The organism is Micromonospora tarensis, assembly GCF_016803395.1.
GTDB lineage: Bacteria > Actinomycetota > Actinomycetes > Mycobacteriales > Micromonosporaceae > Micromonospora > Micromonospora tarensis.
Genome location: NZ_JAEVHL010000172.1, coordinates 1 through 14,117, shown reverse-complemented (window position 1 = coordinate 14,117; position 14,117 = coordinate 1). Strand labels below are relative to the sequence as shown.

General features: G+C 69.0%; 12 protein-coding genes and 3 pseudogenes. 5 read left to right on the top strand and 10 right to left on the bottom strand.

Annotated elements, in window-relative coordinates:
• The 4 genes and pseudogenes from JM949_RS25615 to JM949_RS25600 form a co-directional block, all read right to left on the bottom strand.
• Window positions 1-196 (bottom strand): annotated as a pseudogene (locus JM949_RS25615) (hypothetical protein); the annotation flags it as partial.
• A gap of 42 nt (window positions 197-238) precedes the next feature.
• Entirely contained in the window at window positions 239-799 is a 561-nt protein-coding gene (locus JM949_RS25610; RefSeq protein WP_203150829.1) for a GNAT family N-acetyltransferase, read from the bottom strand.
• Window positions 800-877: 78 nt separating this feature from the next.
• Window positions 878-1,318, bottom strand: a complete 441-nt coding sequence (locus tag JM949_RS25605; RefSeq protein ID WP_203150828.1) for a hypothetical protein — start codon at window positions 1,316-1,318, stop codon at window positions 878-880.
• 107 nt (window positions 1,319-1,425) lie between these two features.
• Window positions 1,426-2,556: a hypothetical protein gene (locus JM949_RS25600; RefSeq protein ID WP_238433868.1), complete on the bottom strand. Its 1,131-nt coding sequence runs from the start codon at window positions 2,554-2,556 to the stop codon at window positions 1,426-1,428.
• Window positions 2,557-2,712: 156 nt separating this feature from the next.
• Between JM949_RS25600 and JM949_RS37750 the strand changes: the two genes are divergently transcribed.
• Window positions 2,713-3,306, top strand: a complete 594-nt coding sequence (locus JM949_RS37750) for an FAD-dependent oxidoreductase (RefSeq protein ID WP_238433867.1) — start codon at window positions 2,713-2,715, stop codon at window positions 3,304-3,306.
• Window positions 3,189-4,259 carry an FAD-dependent oxidoreductase gene (locus JM949_RS37745; RefSeq protein ID WP_309232321.1) on the top strand — a complete coding sequence of 357 codons (1,071 nt, stop codon included), beginning with the start codon at window positions 3,189-3,191 and terminating at the stop codon, window positions 4,257-4,259. The genes JM949_RS37750 and JM949_RS37745 overlap by 118 nt, the downstream gene beginning before the upstream one ends.
• 177 nt (window positions 4,260-4,436) lie before the next feature.
• Here JM949_RS37745 and uppS read toward each other — a convergent pair whose 3' ends face one another.
• The 3 genes from uppS to JM949_RS25580 are packed head-to-tail and all read right to left on the bottom strand — an operon-like array spanning window position 4,437 to window position 6,058.
• Window positions 4,437-5,150, bottom strand: coding sequence for a polyprenyl diphosphate synthase (uppS, locus tag JM949_RS25590; protein ID WP_203150827.1), 714 nt, complete (start codon window positions 5,148-5,150; stop codon window positions 4,437-4,439).
• A complete protein-coding gene (locus JM949_RS25585; RefSeq protein ID WP_203150826.1) occupies window positions 5,147-5,683 on the bottom strand; it encodes an NUDIX hydrolase in 537 nt (178 codons plus the stop codon). The genes uppS and JM949_RS25585 overlap by 4 nt, the downstream gene beginning before the upstream one ends.
• A 12-nt stretch (window positions 5,684-5,695) precedes the next feature.
• Window positions 5,696-6,058 carry a hypothetical protein gene (locus JM949_RS25580; RefSeq protein WP_203150825.1) on the bottom strand — a complete coding sequence of 121 codons (363 nt, stop codon included), beginning with the start codon at window positions 6,056-6,058 and terminating at the stop codon, window positions 5,696-5,698.
• Between the two features lie 72 nt (window positions 6,059-6,130).
• On the opposite strand from JM949_RS25580, the gene JM949_RS25575 reads away from it, so the two are divergent.
• From JM949_RS25575 to JM949_RS37740, 3 genes are all read left to right on the top strand, one after another.
• Window positions 6,131-7,714, top strand: coding sequence for a hypothetical protein (locus tag JM949_RS25575; RefSeq protein ID WP_203150824.1), 1,584 nt, complete (start codon window positions 6,131-6,133; stop codon window positions 7,712-7,714).
• Window positions 7,715-8,034: 320 nt separating this feature from the next.
• Window positions 8,035-10,602 (top strand): ThuA domain-containing protein, encoded by a 2,568-nt coding sequence (locus JM949_RS25570; protein WP_238433866.1) that lies wholly within the window; start codon window positions 8,035-8,037, stop codon window positions 10,600-10,602.
• A complete protein-coding gene (locus tag JM949_RS37740) occupies window positions 10,599-11,498 on the top strand; it encodes a carbohydrate-binding protein (RefSeq protein WP_309232320.1) in 900 nt (299 codons plus the stop codon). Before JM949_RS25570 ends, JM949_RS37740 begins: the two co-directional genes overlap by 4 nt.
• A 183-nt stretch (window positions 11,499-11,681) precedes the next feature.
• On the opposite strand, the gene JM949_RS37735 is transcribed toward JM949_RS37740, so the two are convergent.
• From JM949_RS37735 to JM949_RS37730, 3 genes and pseudogenes are all read right to left on the bottom strand, one after another.
• Window positions 11,682-12,602, bottom strand: coding sequence for a hypothetical protein (locus JM949_RS37735; protein ID WP_238433869.1), 921 nt, complete (start codon window positions 12,600-12,602; stop codon window positions 11,682-11,684).
• 183 nt (window positions 12,603-12,785) lie between these two features.
• A pseudogene (locus tag JM949_RS38655) lies at window positions 12,786-12,971 on the bottom strand (S8 family serine peptidase); the annotation flags it as partial.
• Between the two features lie 80 nt (window positions 12,972-13,051).
• A pseudogene (locus JM949_RS37730) lies at window positions 13,052-14,056 on the bottom strand (S8 family serine peptidase); the annotation flags it as partial.
• Between the last annotated feature and the right edge of the window lie 61 nt (window positions 14,057-14,117).

The window sequence follows — 14,117 nt, the reverse complement described above, 5'->3', positions numbered from 1 at the left end:
GGCCTGTGCGCCACTGCGGGCGGCTGCGGCGGGGACGATCGCGGCGACCGGGCGGGGGTCGCCGTCGGCGGGTGACGACGGTGACCGCGTCGGTCAGCTCGGCCAGCGCGACGAGCTGGCTGAACCGGGTGCGCGCCTCACGCAGCGGCACGGAACGCGGCGGGTCGGAATGAGGAGTGAGCGCGGGGACGGCCATGGATGCATGGTGGCGCGCGGGTATGACAACTATTCGTCGTCGTCAGTGGACGGTGCGTGGCGCGGCGGGCCACTCGTCGGCCAGCACAGACCAGACCTCAAGGTCGATCCGACCGTGCGGACCGGGGCTGACCTGGCGCAACGTGCCGTCGAGGCGCAGGCCGAGCCGGTCGGCGAGGGCCTTGCTGCGGGTGTTGTCGGCGTTGGTCCGCCACTCCACCCGCTGGATGCCGCGCTCACGTACCGCCCAGTCGACGATCCGGCGGACCGCCGGGGCGACCAGACCCCTGCCCTGCGCCGCCGGCTCGACCCAGCAACCGACCTCGCAGACGCCCCGGGTCACGTCGAACGACACGAACATGACCCCGCCGACGAGCGTGCCCCGCCACCACAGCCCCCAGATGCCGCCGCTGTCGCTGGCCCACCGGTCGGCGTACCGCTGCAACACCGCGCGCGCGGAGGCCAGGTCGGTGGCGACGAAGGACGGCGACACCCAGGGCTGGATGTGCTCACGGGCCCGATCGAGGTGGGCGAGGAACTCCTCGGCCCGCCACGGGTCGAGCGGGCGCAGCTCGACATCCTCGGTCAGCGGCAGGGCGAACACCGGGCCTCCACTCAGGTACGCGTCGAAGATCGGTGACAGGCTCGCACAGACCCGTCCGCCCGGGCCGTCCCGGCACGCTCAGGTCGGGAGATGGCTGGCCAGCGCGGCGAACTGGGCCACTGTCAGGTACGAGGGATTGGCCGCCTGCGGCTGGCGGAACACCTCCAGGGCGGCGAGTCGGTCGTCGGCGCGCAACCGCTGCCGGGGCAGCCGGTCCGGCTCGTCGAGGATGGGCAGGTCCAGGGGCACCGACCAGGGTTGCCCCGGCGGGCCCGGCTCGGCTGCCCCGGTGACCCGGCCGATCCCCCACACCCCGTAGCGCAGCCGCCGACGGCTGCCGCTGGCCCAGAAGACCACCGGCTGCCCGGGGTGCATCAGCCGGGCCCGATAGCCGGGGCGTACGCACCAACTGGTCACCAGCGGGTCCCGGGCGAACCGGCCGGACAGGTCGACCGCGTCGGCGTTGCCCTTGATCAGCCAGGCGCCGAGGTCGTCGAGGCGCACCAGTGGCTCGGTCATCTGGCTATCCTGCCCGGCCGGCGGCCAGTCCAATCAGATGATCATGTGGGTCCAGTAGTTGAGCCAGAGCACGAACAGCACGCCCTGCACCACGGCGAGCAGCGCGGTCAGCCACACGTCGACACCGGCCCGGCCGCCCACCGGGCCAGCACCAGCGCCACCGGGAAGGCGGCGAGCAGGTAGCGCAGCAGGCTCTTGTACACCGGTGGGCCCATCGACAGCGGCACCAGCACCATGAGGACGCCGTACACCAGGTAGGAAAGTTCCCGGCGGCGGAACCCGGCGACCAGCACGACGAGTACGGCCACCGCGAACCACACCCGCCCGGCGTCGCGCGGCTCCCCGGCCAACCCGTCGAGGAGCACCGGCACCGGGTTCTGCACCTCGATCCCCCACCCGGTCTGCTGGGCGTGCTGGTAGGCGAACCAGTCCCCACCGCGCCACCGGCAGTACGCCATGAAGGTGAACCATCCGGCGGGCAGCAGCAGCAACGGCCAGCCGATCCGCAGGTAGCCGAGCAGGGCGCGCGGGCCGAGTCGCCAGTCGTGCTGCCGGAGCAGCACCAGGGCCAGCGGCAGCGCGACGAGCAGGCCGACGGACCGGCTCATGGCCAAGAAGTAGCCGAGGACGCCGACCAGCACCCAGCGTCGGTGTTCGGCGTGGTAGAACGCGGCCAACGCGAGACTGACGAAGAGCGACTCGGTAAGCGCGGCCTGGAACAGGAACGCCGTCGGCAGCAGCACCAGGTACCGGGTGAACCGGCGGGCCGCCGGTGCGTCGCCGAGCAGCAGCTCGGCCAGCCGGTAGCCGTAGTAGAGGGCGACCAGGAACGCGACGTTGCTGATCAGCAGCAGGGCGAGGGCGTTGTCGCCGCCGAGCAGCGCGCCGACCGGCCGGGCCAGGAACGGGTAGAGCAGCGGGAAGCCGAAGTCCGCCCACGGTCCGCTCAGCGGCAGTTCACTCAGCCGCAGGTAGAGCAGCGAGTCCCAGGCGAACCAGAAGGAGATCCACCGGTGCCCGGAGATGTCGCGCTGCTGCGCCCACATCAACGCCTCGTCGGCCGGTGGGGCGCCGGGAACGCCGTCCCAGGCGTGCAGGACCAGCAGCCCGAGCAGTGTCAGCACCAGCTTCGCGCCGAGGAACAGCCCGAACACGTACGGCCAGGGCGCGGGCACCCGTCGGGCCAGGCGGCGGCCGGTGGCGACCAGCCACGCCGCGCCGCTTCGCCATCGGTGCATTCGCCCCGCTCCCCCGCTCCCCCGCCCGCGCGGGGGTGTCGTCGTTTCCGTTTTCTGCCCGCGAAGCGCGAACTACCAGTCACCAAGTGTGACATTCTGCGCAGAACGGGTAGACGCCGCACCTCGACCACGGCGGTGAGCAGGGAGCGCGGCAACATGAGTGAGCAACACGGCACGGTGGTCATCGGTGCGGGCCCGGCGGGGCTCACGGCCGCCTATGAGTTGCTCCGGCACGGCCGGTCGGTCCAGGTGTTCGAGGCCGACGAGGTGGTCGGCGGGATCAGCCGGACGGTGGAGCGCGACGGGTGGCGGTTCGACATCGGCGGGCACCGGTTCTTCACCAAGGTGCCCCGGGTGGAGGCGTTCTGGCACGAGATCCTGCCGGACGAGGACTTCCTGACCCGGCCCCGGATGAGCCGGATCTTCTACCGGGGCGCCCTGTTCAACTACCCGCTCAACGCGATGAACGCGCTGCGCAACCTGGGACTGCCGGAGGCCGCCCGCTGCCTCGGCTCGTACGCCCGGGCCCGGCTGCGGCCACCACCGGACCAGTCACACTTCGAGGGCTGGGTGTCGGCCCGCTTCGGCTGGCGGCTGTACTCGATCTTCTTCAAGACGTACACCGAGAAGGTCTGGGGAATGCCGGCGGACCGGATGCGGGCGACTGGGCGGCGCAGCGGATCAAGAACCTGTCGCTGGCCACGGCGATCCGCAACGCGCTGCTGCCCCGGCGTCGACGCACGGACGTGACCAGCCTGATCGAGGAGTTCCAGTACCCGAAGTACGGCCCGGGAATGATGTGGGAGCGCTGCGCCGAGCAGGTCCGCGAGCGGGGCGGGCAGGTGTTCACCGGCAGCTGGGTCACCGCCGTGCACCGCGACCCGACGCGACGGCGGGCGATCAGCGTGACTGTCAACGGGGTGGGCGGGCAACGCACCGAGGTGGCCGACCACGTGATCTCGTCCATGCCGATCTCGGAGCTGGTGGCCGCGCTGCACCCGCCGGCGCCCCCGGACGTGCTGGCCTGCGCGGCCGACCTGCGCTACCGCGATTTTCTGACGGTCGCCCTGGTGGTGCCGGCGGAGTTCTCGTTTCCGGACAACTGGATCTACGTGCACGACCCGGGGGTGCGGGTGGGGCGGATCCAGAACTTCGGCTCCTGGTCGCCGTACCTGGTCAAGGACGGCCGCACCTGCCTCGGTCTGGAGTACTTCGTGTTCGAGGACGACGAGATGTGGCGTACCCCGGACGCCGACCTGGTGGCGTTGGGCACCGCGGAGCTGGAGCGGTTGGGGTTGGTCCGTCCCGGCGTGGTGGAGGCCGGCTACGTCGTGCGCATGCCCAAGGCCTACCCGGTGTACGACGAGCGCTACCAGCACAACGTGGACACGATCCGGGCCTGGCTGGCGGAGGCGGTGCCGAACGTGCACCCGGTGGGCCGCAACGGCATGCACCGCTACAACAACCAGGACCATTCGATGCTGACCGCGATGCTCACCGCGGAGAACATCGCCACCGGCAGTACGCACGACGTCTGGTCGGTGAACGTGGAGCAGGACTACCACGAGCAGTCGTCCGGCGGCGACAACCGGGGCGGCACCGGCCGGGACGCTCCGGTGCTGCCGCGCCGGGTGATCACCGCACCCGAGGGGGTGGGCGCGACCGGCCAGGGCGATCGGCCCGCCCAGCTGCCGCTGGGTTGAGCAGGTCGGCCGGCGCGGCCTCGCCGGCGGCGACGTCGCCCAGGGTGGTGATGGTGGGGTCTCGGCTGCCGGAGTGAGCACGATGGCCCGGCTCCGGCAGCCGCACGCCGGCAGGTGTCTGGTCAGGTCACCCGCGCGAAGGGCCTTCGTAGCCCTCGCGTCACCCGACGGCTACGGTCAGACGCCACCACCGAACGTCCTGCTGCGATGTCGGTACTCGGCGACCGCCGCAGCCAGGTCGTCCGATCCGAAGTCGGGCCACAAGGTGGGAGTGAAGAGCAGTTCGGAATACGCACACCGCCAGAGCATGAAGTTCGACAGCCGTTGCTCGCCGGAGGTGCGCACCAACAGGTCGACGTCGGGCAGCTCGCCGCTCCAGAGTGTCGAGACGAACTCGACCCCCTCTCCGACCGGCCCGCCAGCCAGCGCCCGTCGAACCCCGTCCAATATCTCGGCGCGCCCGCCGTAATTGAAGGCGAGGGTGACGGTCAGACGCGGATCCGCTGTTTTGGTTCGCGCCTCGACCTCCTCCATCCACTCTCGACACGGCGACGGAATCCGCGCGTCGTCTCGGGAGCCGATGAATCGCACCGACACCTGGGAACTCATACAATCGGCGACCAGCTGCGGCCTGAGCAGCCACTGGTCCGGCACCATGAGATACCGGACCTCGGCGGCTGGACGTGTCCAGTTCTCCGTCGAGAACGCGTACAGGGTGAGCCATCGCACGCCCAGGTCGGGCGCCGCGCGGATGCATTGCGCGATCGAGTGAGAGACCTGCTCGTGTCCCTTGTGACTTGGCAGCATCCTTGACTTCGCCCAGCGGCGATTGCCGTCCATGATGATCGCCACGTGCAGGCCCGCCCCCTCGTCGGACTTCTTGGGACTCATGACCCGTCCACCCAAGAGCGTGCCAGCAGGAGGCCCAGAATCGTCTTGGCGTCCACGAGCGACCCGTCCCGCACCAGGCTCTCGACGTCGTCGAGGCCGACAAGCCTGACGTTTGTCGGAAAGTCCTGACCTGGCTCGGCGCCACCTCGTTCGAAGTCATCCGTAACGAACACCTCGGTCAACCCGTCGCAGAAGCACGGCGCGTTGAAGAATTGGGTAAGGGGTGCCAAGCTAACGGCACGGAGACCTGTCTCCTCGCGTAGCTCACGCGAGGCCGTCTCGATCGCACTCTCGGCACCGTCGGGCCGACCCGCCGGCAGTTCGAGCGTCACCCGTTCGATTGCTGGTCGGTACTGTTGAACGCACAGGGCGGACCGGCCGATCAATGCGACAACGGCGGAACCGCCGGGATGGCGGACGACGTGCCGGACGAACCGGCGGCCATCACTTCCGCTCACCGTGCACGTCTCCTCCACCGAGAAGAACGCCGGACCATGATAGGGACGGGACGACGTACGGTAGTTTTCGGGCATCGGAGCCAATCCTCACTTCGAGTTGGTCACATAGGTCGCGGTCATGACAACCGACCGCTTTTCCGCGTCAATAACCAGACACAGTTGGGCCAGCTGGTTCTCCCGAGAAGCTGAAGCGGCGCTCGGTGCGGCGACGCGAAGGACCCGATTCGCGGCGCGACGAGCAAGCAGGCGAACAAGAAGCACGGCTCCACTCGCCACCGTCAGCCAGAAGTCGCTTCCGCCAACGACAATTGTTTCTGGGAATCCCGCTTCGAGCAGGACGGCGACGCAAAATCCCGTGAGCAGAGTTCCTACCAACCACCTTGTCCCCATGAATACCTCCTGGTCGGAACCTACCGACACAAGAGTGATGCCGAGGCGGCGCGGGATCACGTATATTGCATGGCGAAGCATGGCCGGTGCATGTTCTTGACAAGTAAAAGTTGATCGTGTAAATGGGGTCGGGTGACGATGGCAACCTCGGGACGCCGCCTCCTGCCGATGCAATCGCCACGCACGGGGGTGGAGACCTTCGCTTGGCTGATTCGCGCGATTCGCGCCTATCACCCTTCTCCCGACATTCGAGATACCGCCACCTTCGCCCGGAGGTTGGCCACCTGTGGCACCGATCTTCGTCCGACCACCATCAACCGCCTCGAGAACGCCGAGCTGAGCTTCACGATCGAGCGCTGCCTGTCTTACGAAGAGGCACTACAGCTCGCTCCGTACGATCTTGTCGATCCATTTCTTTACCTCACTCGCATCGGCGGCGCGACTCCGGGAACCGCGTTGGCCAAACTCGGCCAGGCTTCCCATGTGGAACTCGAACTGCTCTGGCGACTTGGGCGCGGCGAGCAGATTGCCCCTTACGAGTGGATCCGGCTCGCCTACCTGTATCGGAACAGGCGCGATCTCTTCGCGGGGACCGAGCGCATGCGGGACGCCTTTTTCGGCAGGTTGATGGAGGACGCGGGTCGCTGCTATGAAAAAGACCTCCGGCTGATCCGCGAGGCGCTCATTGTCATCGGAGACGACGTGTCCGAAGATGTCGCGACGCACTGTCGCGACGATCCGCTCCACTACTTCAACACCACTGAGGCGCTGGGCTTCATGGACGGCGAACAGTCCTGGTCCACCCTCCTCAGCCTCGGCGACACACTCGATGACGGTGTTCTTGCCGGCACCATCATCGAACCCGTCATCCGCCGCTTCCGGGCGCTCAGTGAGTCGAACGATGTAGCCCTGTCCGCGGTCGGGGCGATAACCGACTATTCCGCCGCCGCGCTCTGCCGGACCGACGTCCTCTACACCGCACGCGAAGAAGCGCTGGTCTGGGCGTCCCAACCGAACGTTCTACTGACGGTTCGTGCCCGGCACGCCATCGCGGACCTCCGCGAGGACGTCGCGCAGTTGCGGCTCAAACCGGCAACGTTCGAGCCGGATTCGTTCCTTGGCACGCTGCTCGGCGAGTTCGCGGATCTCCTGGAGGCTGAGGAACTGCTCCCCGCCGGACTGCCGCCGCGAGTACCCGGGCTGGGCCAGGTGCTGGGCCGCGGCATCTTCTCTCAGGCGCGCGTCAGTCGATTGGCAGTCGGGTTGCTGCTGCGCTCATGGCACCTCACCGATCCTCTCACCGACGCGCTGGGCCGGGCGCTGCACCGAGTCAGCCCAGCTGATTACGGCGTCCAGCGATCGATCGTTCGCATGATGGTGAAACTCGGGTCCCCCCGCCGGTACACACACTTCTCGACCTTCGGTCTCACCCCCAAGAGGGAGGATGGGGTCAGACTGGTAGCGGCCTGGGCCCTGGGCGAGGGAGAGGATTCCGCCGACCAGACGATCTTGGCGAAGTTGTACGGTGACGCCACAACAAGGGATACGAAGCGTGTCATCGTGACCGCCGCCGAACGCAGAGCGTTCGTGGAATTGTTGGCGACTCTCAGCCACGATTCTGACTCCGTCGTCTCCGGCGAGGCCACGCGGGCATTGCGGCGTCTCGGCGCATCAAAGGTGCACCCTCCCGACGATCCACCAGCCGCTGGGGCCTAACATCAGCGCGGCCATCGCTCGGCCGAGCCGCGTCGCCGCCTGGCGGTGGGCGAGCGACGGCCTCGACCTCTTCCATGCCGGTCAGCCTGGCGGGGATGTCGTCGGGTTCGGTGAGCCGCCGGTCCGGGTCGGGATCGACGCGTCGATCCGGGACGGTCGCCGACCCTGCGGACACCGGTGGCGCCGTCCCGGGGTTGACACCGCCAGCGCAGGAAAACGCTTACCAGACACTATTGACGGTCATCACTGGCTGTCAGTACCGTGATGCGGGCAGCGAGAAAGCGCTTTCCGACCCTCACCGTCCGACAGGGAGCGCCCCCATGCCCCGACATCTCCGCACGTTCGGCCTCATCCTGCTCGCCATCGCCGCCATGGTCAGCACCACCACCGCCCTGCCCGCCGAGGCCGCGCCCCGCTTCCGGGTGCTGGTCTTCTCCAAGATCACCAACTACTACCACGACTCGATCCCGGCGGGCATCGCCGCCATCCAGCAGCTCGGCGCCGCGCACAACTTCGAGGTCGTCGCCACCACCGACGCCGCCGCGTTCACCGACGCCAACCTCGCCACCTTCGACGCGCTCGTCTTCAACAACACCAACTCGCTGCCGACCTCGGGCGACCTGCTCAACGCCAGCCAGCGGGCGGCGTTGCAGACGTTCATCCGCAACGGCGGCGGCTGGGCCGGCCTGCACGCCGCCTCGGCCAGCGAACGCGACTGGACCTGGTACGAGGGCCTGGTCGGCACGATCTTCGACTACCACCCCGACTTCTCGGCCACCGGCGGCACCTTCCCCGGCCGGGTCAAGGTGCTCGACCGCGCCCACCCCTCCACTCGCAACCTGCCGGAGCTGTGGGAGCAGAGCGAGGAGTGGTACAACTGGCGGACCAACCCCACCGGCAACGTGCACACCCTCGCGCAGATCAAGGTGCGCGACGGGATCAACGGGCTGGACGAGGGCGTCGACCACGCGTACTCCTGGTGTCAGCGCTACGACGGCGGCCGATCCTGGTTCACCGCCGGCGGGCACGCCAGCTCCCAGTTCAGCGACGCGAGGTTCCTGGAGCACCTGCGCTACGGCATCGAGTGGGCGGCCGGCGCGGTCGCCGGTGACTGCTCGGCCACCAGGACCAGCAACTTCGAGCGGGTGGGTCTGGTCACCGAGAACCTGGCCGATCCCTTCGAGCTGGCCGTCGCCCCGGACCGGAAGGTCTACTACATCCAGCGCACCGGCGCGTTGAAGGTGGTCAACTCCGACACCCTCCAGGTCAGCACCCTGCTGGACTTCGCGTACACCTCGGCGATGACCGACCAGTCCGACGGGCTGCTCGGGATGACCCTGGACCGCAACTTCGCCAGCAACGGCTGGATCTATCTCCTCTGGTCGGACAAGACGCTGAAACAGCTCAACCTGTCCCGGTTCACTGTCGCGAACAACAGCGTGGCGCTCTCCTCGGAGAAACGCCTGCTGGCCATCCCCACCTACCGGGGTGAGGGCCGGGCCAACTCGCACATGGGCGGCTCGCTGGCCATGGACGCGGCCGGCCGGCTCTACGCGGCGATCGGCGACAACACCGACCCGTTCGCGTCCAGCGGCTACACCCCGATCGACGAGCGCTCCGGCCGGGCCGCCTGGGACGCCCAGGGCACCGCCGGCAACACCAACGACCTGCGCGGCAAGATCCTGCGGATCACCCCGCAGGCCGACGGTACGTACACCGTGCCCAGCGGCAACCTCTTCGCCCCCGGCACCGCCCGGACCCGGCCGGAGATCTACGCGATGGGCATGCGCAACCCGTTCCGGATCACCATCGAGCCGCAGACCAACGCGGTGCTGGTGGCCGACTACGGCCCGGATGCCCGCGCCGCCGACCCCAACCGTGGCCCGGAGGGGACTGTCGAGTTCAACCGGATCACCGCGGCCGGCAACTTCGGTTGGCCGTACTGCGTGGGCAACAACATTCCGTTCAACGACTACAACTTCGCCACCAACACCCCGGGGGCGAAGTTCAACTGCGCCGCGCCGGTGAACAACTCACCGAACAACACCGGCCTGACCACCCTGCCGGCGGCGAGATCGGCGCTGGTCTGGTACGCGTACTCGGCCTCCAGCCAGTTCCCGGAGCTGGGCACCGGCGGTGGTGGGCCGATGAGCGGGCCGGTCTACGACTACGACCCGGCCAACACCCGCACCACGAAGTTCCCGGAGTACTTCGAGGGCAAGTGGATCACCTACGAACTGACCCGCAGGTGGTTCAAGACGCTCTCCATCCACAAGACGGCACAGACGTTCAGCAACGCGCGGTTCGGGCCGACCGCCGTCGGTGACCTCCAGTCGATCAACGGCATCTTCGACAACATGAGCTGGATCCAGCCCTTCGAGGCGGAGTTCGGCCCGGACGGTTCGCTCTACGTCATCGACTTCGGCGAGGGCACCGGCAGTGGTCGCGGCGGCAGCAACGCCGGCGCCGGCATCTACCGGATCGACTACGTGGCCAACGGCCGACCGCCGACCGCGAAGATCACCACCAGTCCGGACAGCGGGCGCGCGCCGCTCACTGTCAGCTTCTCCTCGGCCGGCACGGCGGCGGGTGACGGCACGGCGCTCAGCTACGCCTGGGACTTCACCAACGACGGCAGCACCGACTCGACCGCCGCCAACCCGAGCTTCACCTACTCCACCGCCGGCCGGTACACCGCCCGACTGACCGTACGCAACAGCGGCAACGGGCTGACCGCCAGCGCGGTCACCGACGTGGTGGTCGGCAACACCCGACCCACGGTGACCATCAGCGTGCCCGACGGCGGCTTCTTCGACTTCGGCGACAAGATCCCGTACACGGTGACGGTCACGACCCGGAGGACACCACCATCGACTGCGCCAAGGTGACAGTGCAGACGCAGCTCGGCCACGACGCGCACGCCCACCCGCTGGACGTCTACACCGGCTGCTCGGGGCTGCTCGCCACCGAGGCGGACGCCGGCGACGGGCACGGACCGGGGCAGAACCTCTACACCCTGATCACCGCGCAGTACACCGACGGCGGCGCGGCCGGCGGCGTACCGGCGCTGACCGGCTCGACCCGGGTCCAGCTGCAACCCAAGAGCAAGGAGGCCGAGCACTTCAGCGCCCAGTCCGGCGTCACTGTCAACGACCGGGCCACCGCCCGCGCCGGCAAGCGGCTCGGCGACGTCGACCACAACGACTGGGTCGGGTACGGGCCGGTGGACCTGCGCAACGTCGGCTCGGTGACGCTCGGGGTGACCAACGGCGGCCTCGGCGGCACCATCGAGCTGCGCACCGGCTCGCCGACCGGCACGCTGATCGGCACCGCCGCCATCGGCTCGACCGGCGGGTGGGACAACCTGGTCTCGCCCACCGTCACGCTCACCAACAAGCCGACCGGCACCACCACGCTGTACGCGAAGTTCGTCAACGCCGCCCAGTCCGGCGGCACCCCCGACCTGCTCGCGCTGGACTGGCTACGGTTCAACGGCGCCGGGGTCAAGCAGGAACCCGGCGGGACGCTCTCGCTGACCGCCAACCCGGCCAGCGGCACCGGAACGCTCAACACCACGCTCACCGCCACCGCGACGGCACCGTCCGGGCAGAGCATCACCGACTACGCGTGGGACTTCGGCGACAACAGCGCCATCACGCACGGCGCGACGCTGCGGTCGATCGCGCACAACTACCCCCGCAAGGGCACCTACACCGCCCGGGTGACGACCACCTACACCAGCGGGGAGACCCGCTCGATCAACCTGACCGTCACGGTCAACTGATCGCCGAGCGGTGGCGGGCGGGGTTCACCCCGCCCGCCACCGCTACCGGCTCGCCCGGAAGCCGACGGCGTAAATCTTGGACAGTTGCCGTTCCGCGTCGACGGTAACTGTCCAAGATCTACGCTGTGTCGAACCGGACCGTGGGGCGGCGCGCACCGGCACCGCCCCACGGCTCAGCACTGGTTACTGCCAGGAACTCTGCTGGGCGTAGACGAGGTTGCCGGGGATCACCGTGCCGTTGGTGCTCCACTCGGTGTAGGCCCAGAAGTCACCGTCGGCCAGCGGCTTCTTCGGCTTCACCGTGAACCCGTAGGTCAGGCCACGCTCCACGGTGGAAGGAACCTCCAGCGTGGCACCCGCGTACGTGGCGTTTCGACCGATGATGGCCTGCCCGAACTGGAAGTCGACGACCGGACCACCGGGGAACTGCGCGAACACGTACGCCGTGTAGCGGCCCGGCTCGGGCAGGAACTTGTAGGCCTGCTCCGCGCTGGTCCAGTACCTGTCACTGCTGTAGATCAGCTTGTCGCCCTGGTACAGGTACAGGTCGAGGTTGGTGTTCGGGTCGTCGGCGTTCACGTCGACCACGATGCCGGCTGTGTTCGCCGGGACGGTCAGGTCGAACTTCTTCACCCCGGTCGCGCTCGGGTCGAACACACCGCCGTAGACGCCGGCCGGCATCGAGTACGACGTGCGCCGCATCGGCGTGTAACCGGTGCTGCGGCCGGCGAACGGTCCGGTGAAGCCGGGCTGGACCGAGCCGGACGCGCCGTTGACCATCCGGCCGAACTCCTCCCCGTCGTCACCGTACGGTCGCGGGGTGATGCCCCACGGGCGGGCGGCGACCGGGATCCGGGCGCTGTGGGCCTTGCCGCGCCAGGTGATCGACCCGGTCACGTACCGGTCCCAGGGCGCGCTGCCCCGGCTCAGCGTGATGGTGACCGTGGCCGACTTTCCGGGCGCCAGCGTCACCGATGCCGGCGACACGGTCGCCTTCATGCCGGGCAGGCCGGACACCGACGAACGGTAGGTCTCCTTCGTCTTGCCCACGTTGGTCAGGGTGCGGGTGAGCGTCACCGGGCGGGTGCCGTCGTACTCGCGCAACGAGATGGCCGGCAGGTTGAGTTCCTTGCCGTCGGGCTGGGCCGTCTCGCTGAACGTGACCAGCTCCTTCGCCGTCGGCTGGATGACCAGGCCGGGGTCGGCGGCCTTGGCCAGGTTGACGAAACCGCTGCCCTGGTCCAGCGGGCTGCTGGTGCCGACGGTGTCGGTGGCGGTGGTGCGCAGCGCCGAGGCGACCGCGCCGGGTGACCAGTCCGGGTGCGTGGCGCGCAGGATCGCCGACGCGCCGGCCACGTACGGCGAGGCCATCGAGGTGCCGGAGTACGCGTCGTACTCCCGACCGAAGTTGCCCGCCGGGGAGACCGCGGCGATGATGTTCGACCCCGGTGCGACCAGGTCCGGCTTGAGCACGCCGTGGCCACCTTGTCCGGACCGGTGGAGGAGAAGTCCGCCACGCTGGGCAGGCCCGGGACGCTGGAGCCGTCCCCGCCGCTGCGCAACGACGCCGTCGCGTCGGTCGGGTGGCGCATCAGGTAGTTGAACAACGTGCCGGCCTGCTTCTCGGTCGGCAGGTAGACCACCGGGAAGCTGAAGATGGAGTTGATCCGGTAGTTGCCGACCGGTTCGAAGACGACCATCGCCGCCCCGCCCTTGGCCTTGATCTCGGCGACGGAGCCGAACAGGTCGGAGAGCGCGCAGGCGACCACCTTGCCCTTGATCTTGGCAGGGTCGAGGCTGCCCGGCTCGCAGTAGACCGCGCCCAGATCGGGCGATCCGGCCTGTTCGCCGAAGACCAACGGTAGCGAGGCGCCACCGGGCAGGGCGTCCAGGGAGCCGCCGACGAGCTTGGTGCCGTCGCCCAGCCTGACGGTGGCCTCGTCGAGTTTCGTCACCGCCGCGCCGACAGTGGTCACCCACGGTGCCGCGTTGCTGATCGCCCCGCTCACGATGCCGGTGTTTCCCGCCGACGCCGCCACGAAGACCCCGGCCAGCGAGGCGTTGAGGAACGCGACCCCGATCGGGGTGTTGGCCTCCCAGTCGCCGAGGTCGGAGCCGATCGAGAAGTTCAGCACCTGCACCCCGTCGGCGACCGCCGCGTCGATACCGGCGATGATGTCGGCGTCGTAGCCCATGCCGCCCCAGAGCACCTTGTAGACGGCGATCTGGGCGTCCGGGGCCACCCCGGAGACCGGGCCGAAGCGGCGACCGTCGATGGTGACGTTCGGCAGCGGCAGACCGGCCGCGGTGGAGGCGGTGTGCGTGCCGTGGCCGGCCATGTCGCGGGGGGACAGCACCTCGCCCTCGGGGATCGAGCCGCCGTAGGCGAGCCACGAGTCGGCGAAGTACCGGGCGCCGACGATCTTGCCGTTGCAGTGCTCGGCCACGAAGGCGACACCGGTCTGGCAGGTGCCGCGCCAGCTCGCCGGGGCGGGCATCTTCTTGGCGAACGACGCGCTCTCCGGCCAGATGCCGGTGTCCAGGACGCCGATCACCATGCCCGCGCCGGTGCCCGGGCCGGGCTTGCCGGGCTTGCCGGGCTTGCCGGGCTTGCCGGTT

Bases quoted from the DNA above. Each gene is read 5' to 3' on its own strand.
- JM949_RS25605 (WP_203150828.1), bottom strand. From the start codon at position 1,318: ATGACCGAGCCACTGGTGCGCCTCGACGACCTCGGCGCCTGGCTGATC.
- JM949_RS25570 (WP_238433866.1), top strand. From the start codon at position 8,035: ATGCCCCGACATCTCCGCACGTTCGGCCTCATCCTGCTCGCCATCGCC.
- JM949_RS37750 (WP_238433867.1), top strand. From the start codon at position 2,713: ATGAGTGAGCAACACGGCACGGTGGTCATCGGTGCGGGCCCGGCGGGG.
- JM949_RS25600 (WP_238433868.1), bottom strand. From the start codon at position 2,556: ATGCACCGATGGCGAAGCGGCGCGGCGTGGCTGGTCGCCACCGGCCGC.
- uppS (WP_203150827.1), bottom strand. From the start codon at position 5,150: ATGAGTCCCAAGAAGTCCGACGAGGGGGCGGGCCTGCACGTGGCGATC.
- JM949_RS25585 (WP_203150826.1), bottom strand. From the start codon at position 5,683: ATGCCCGAAAACTACCGTACGTCGTCCCGTCCCTATCATGGTCCGGCG.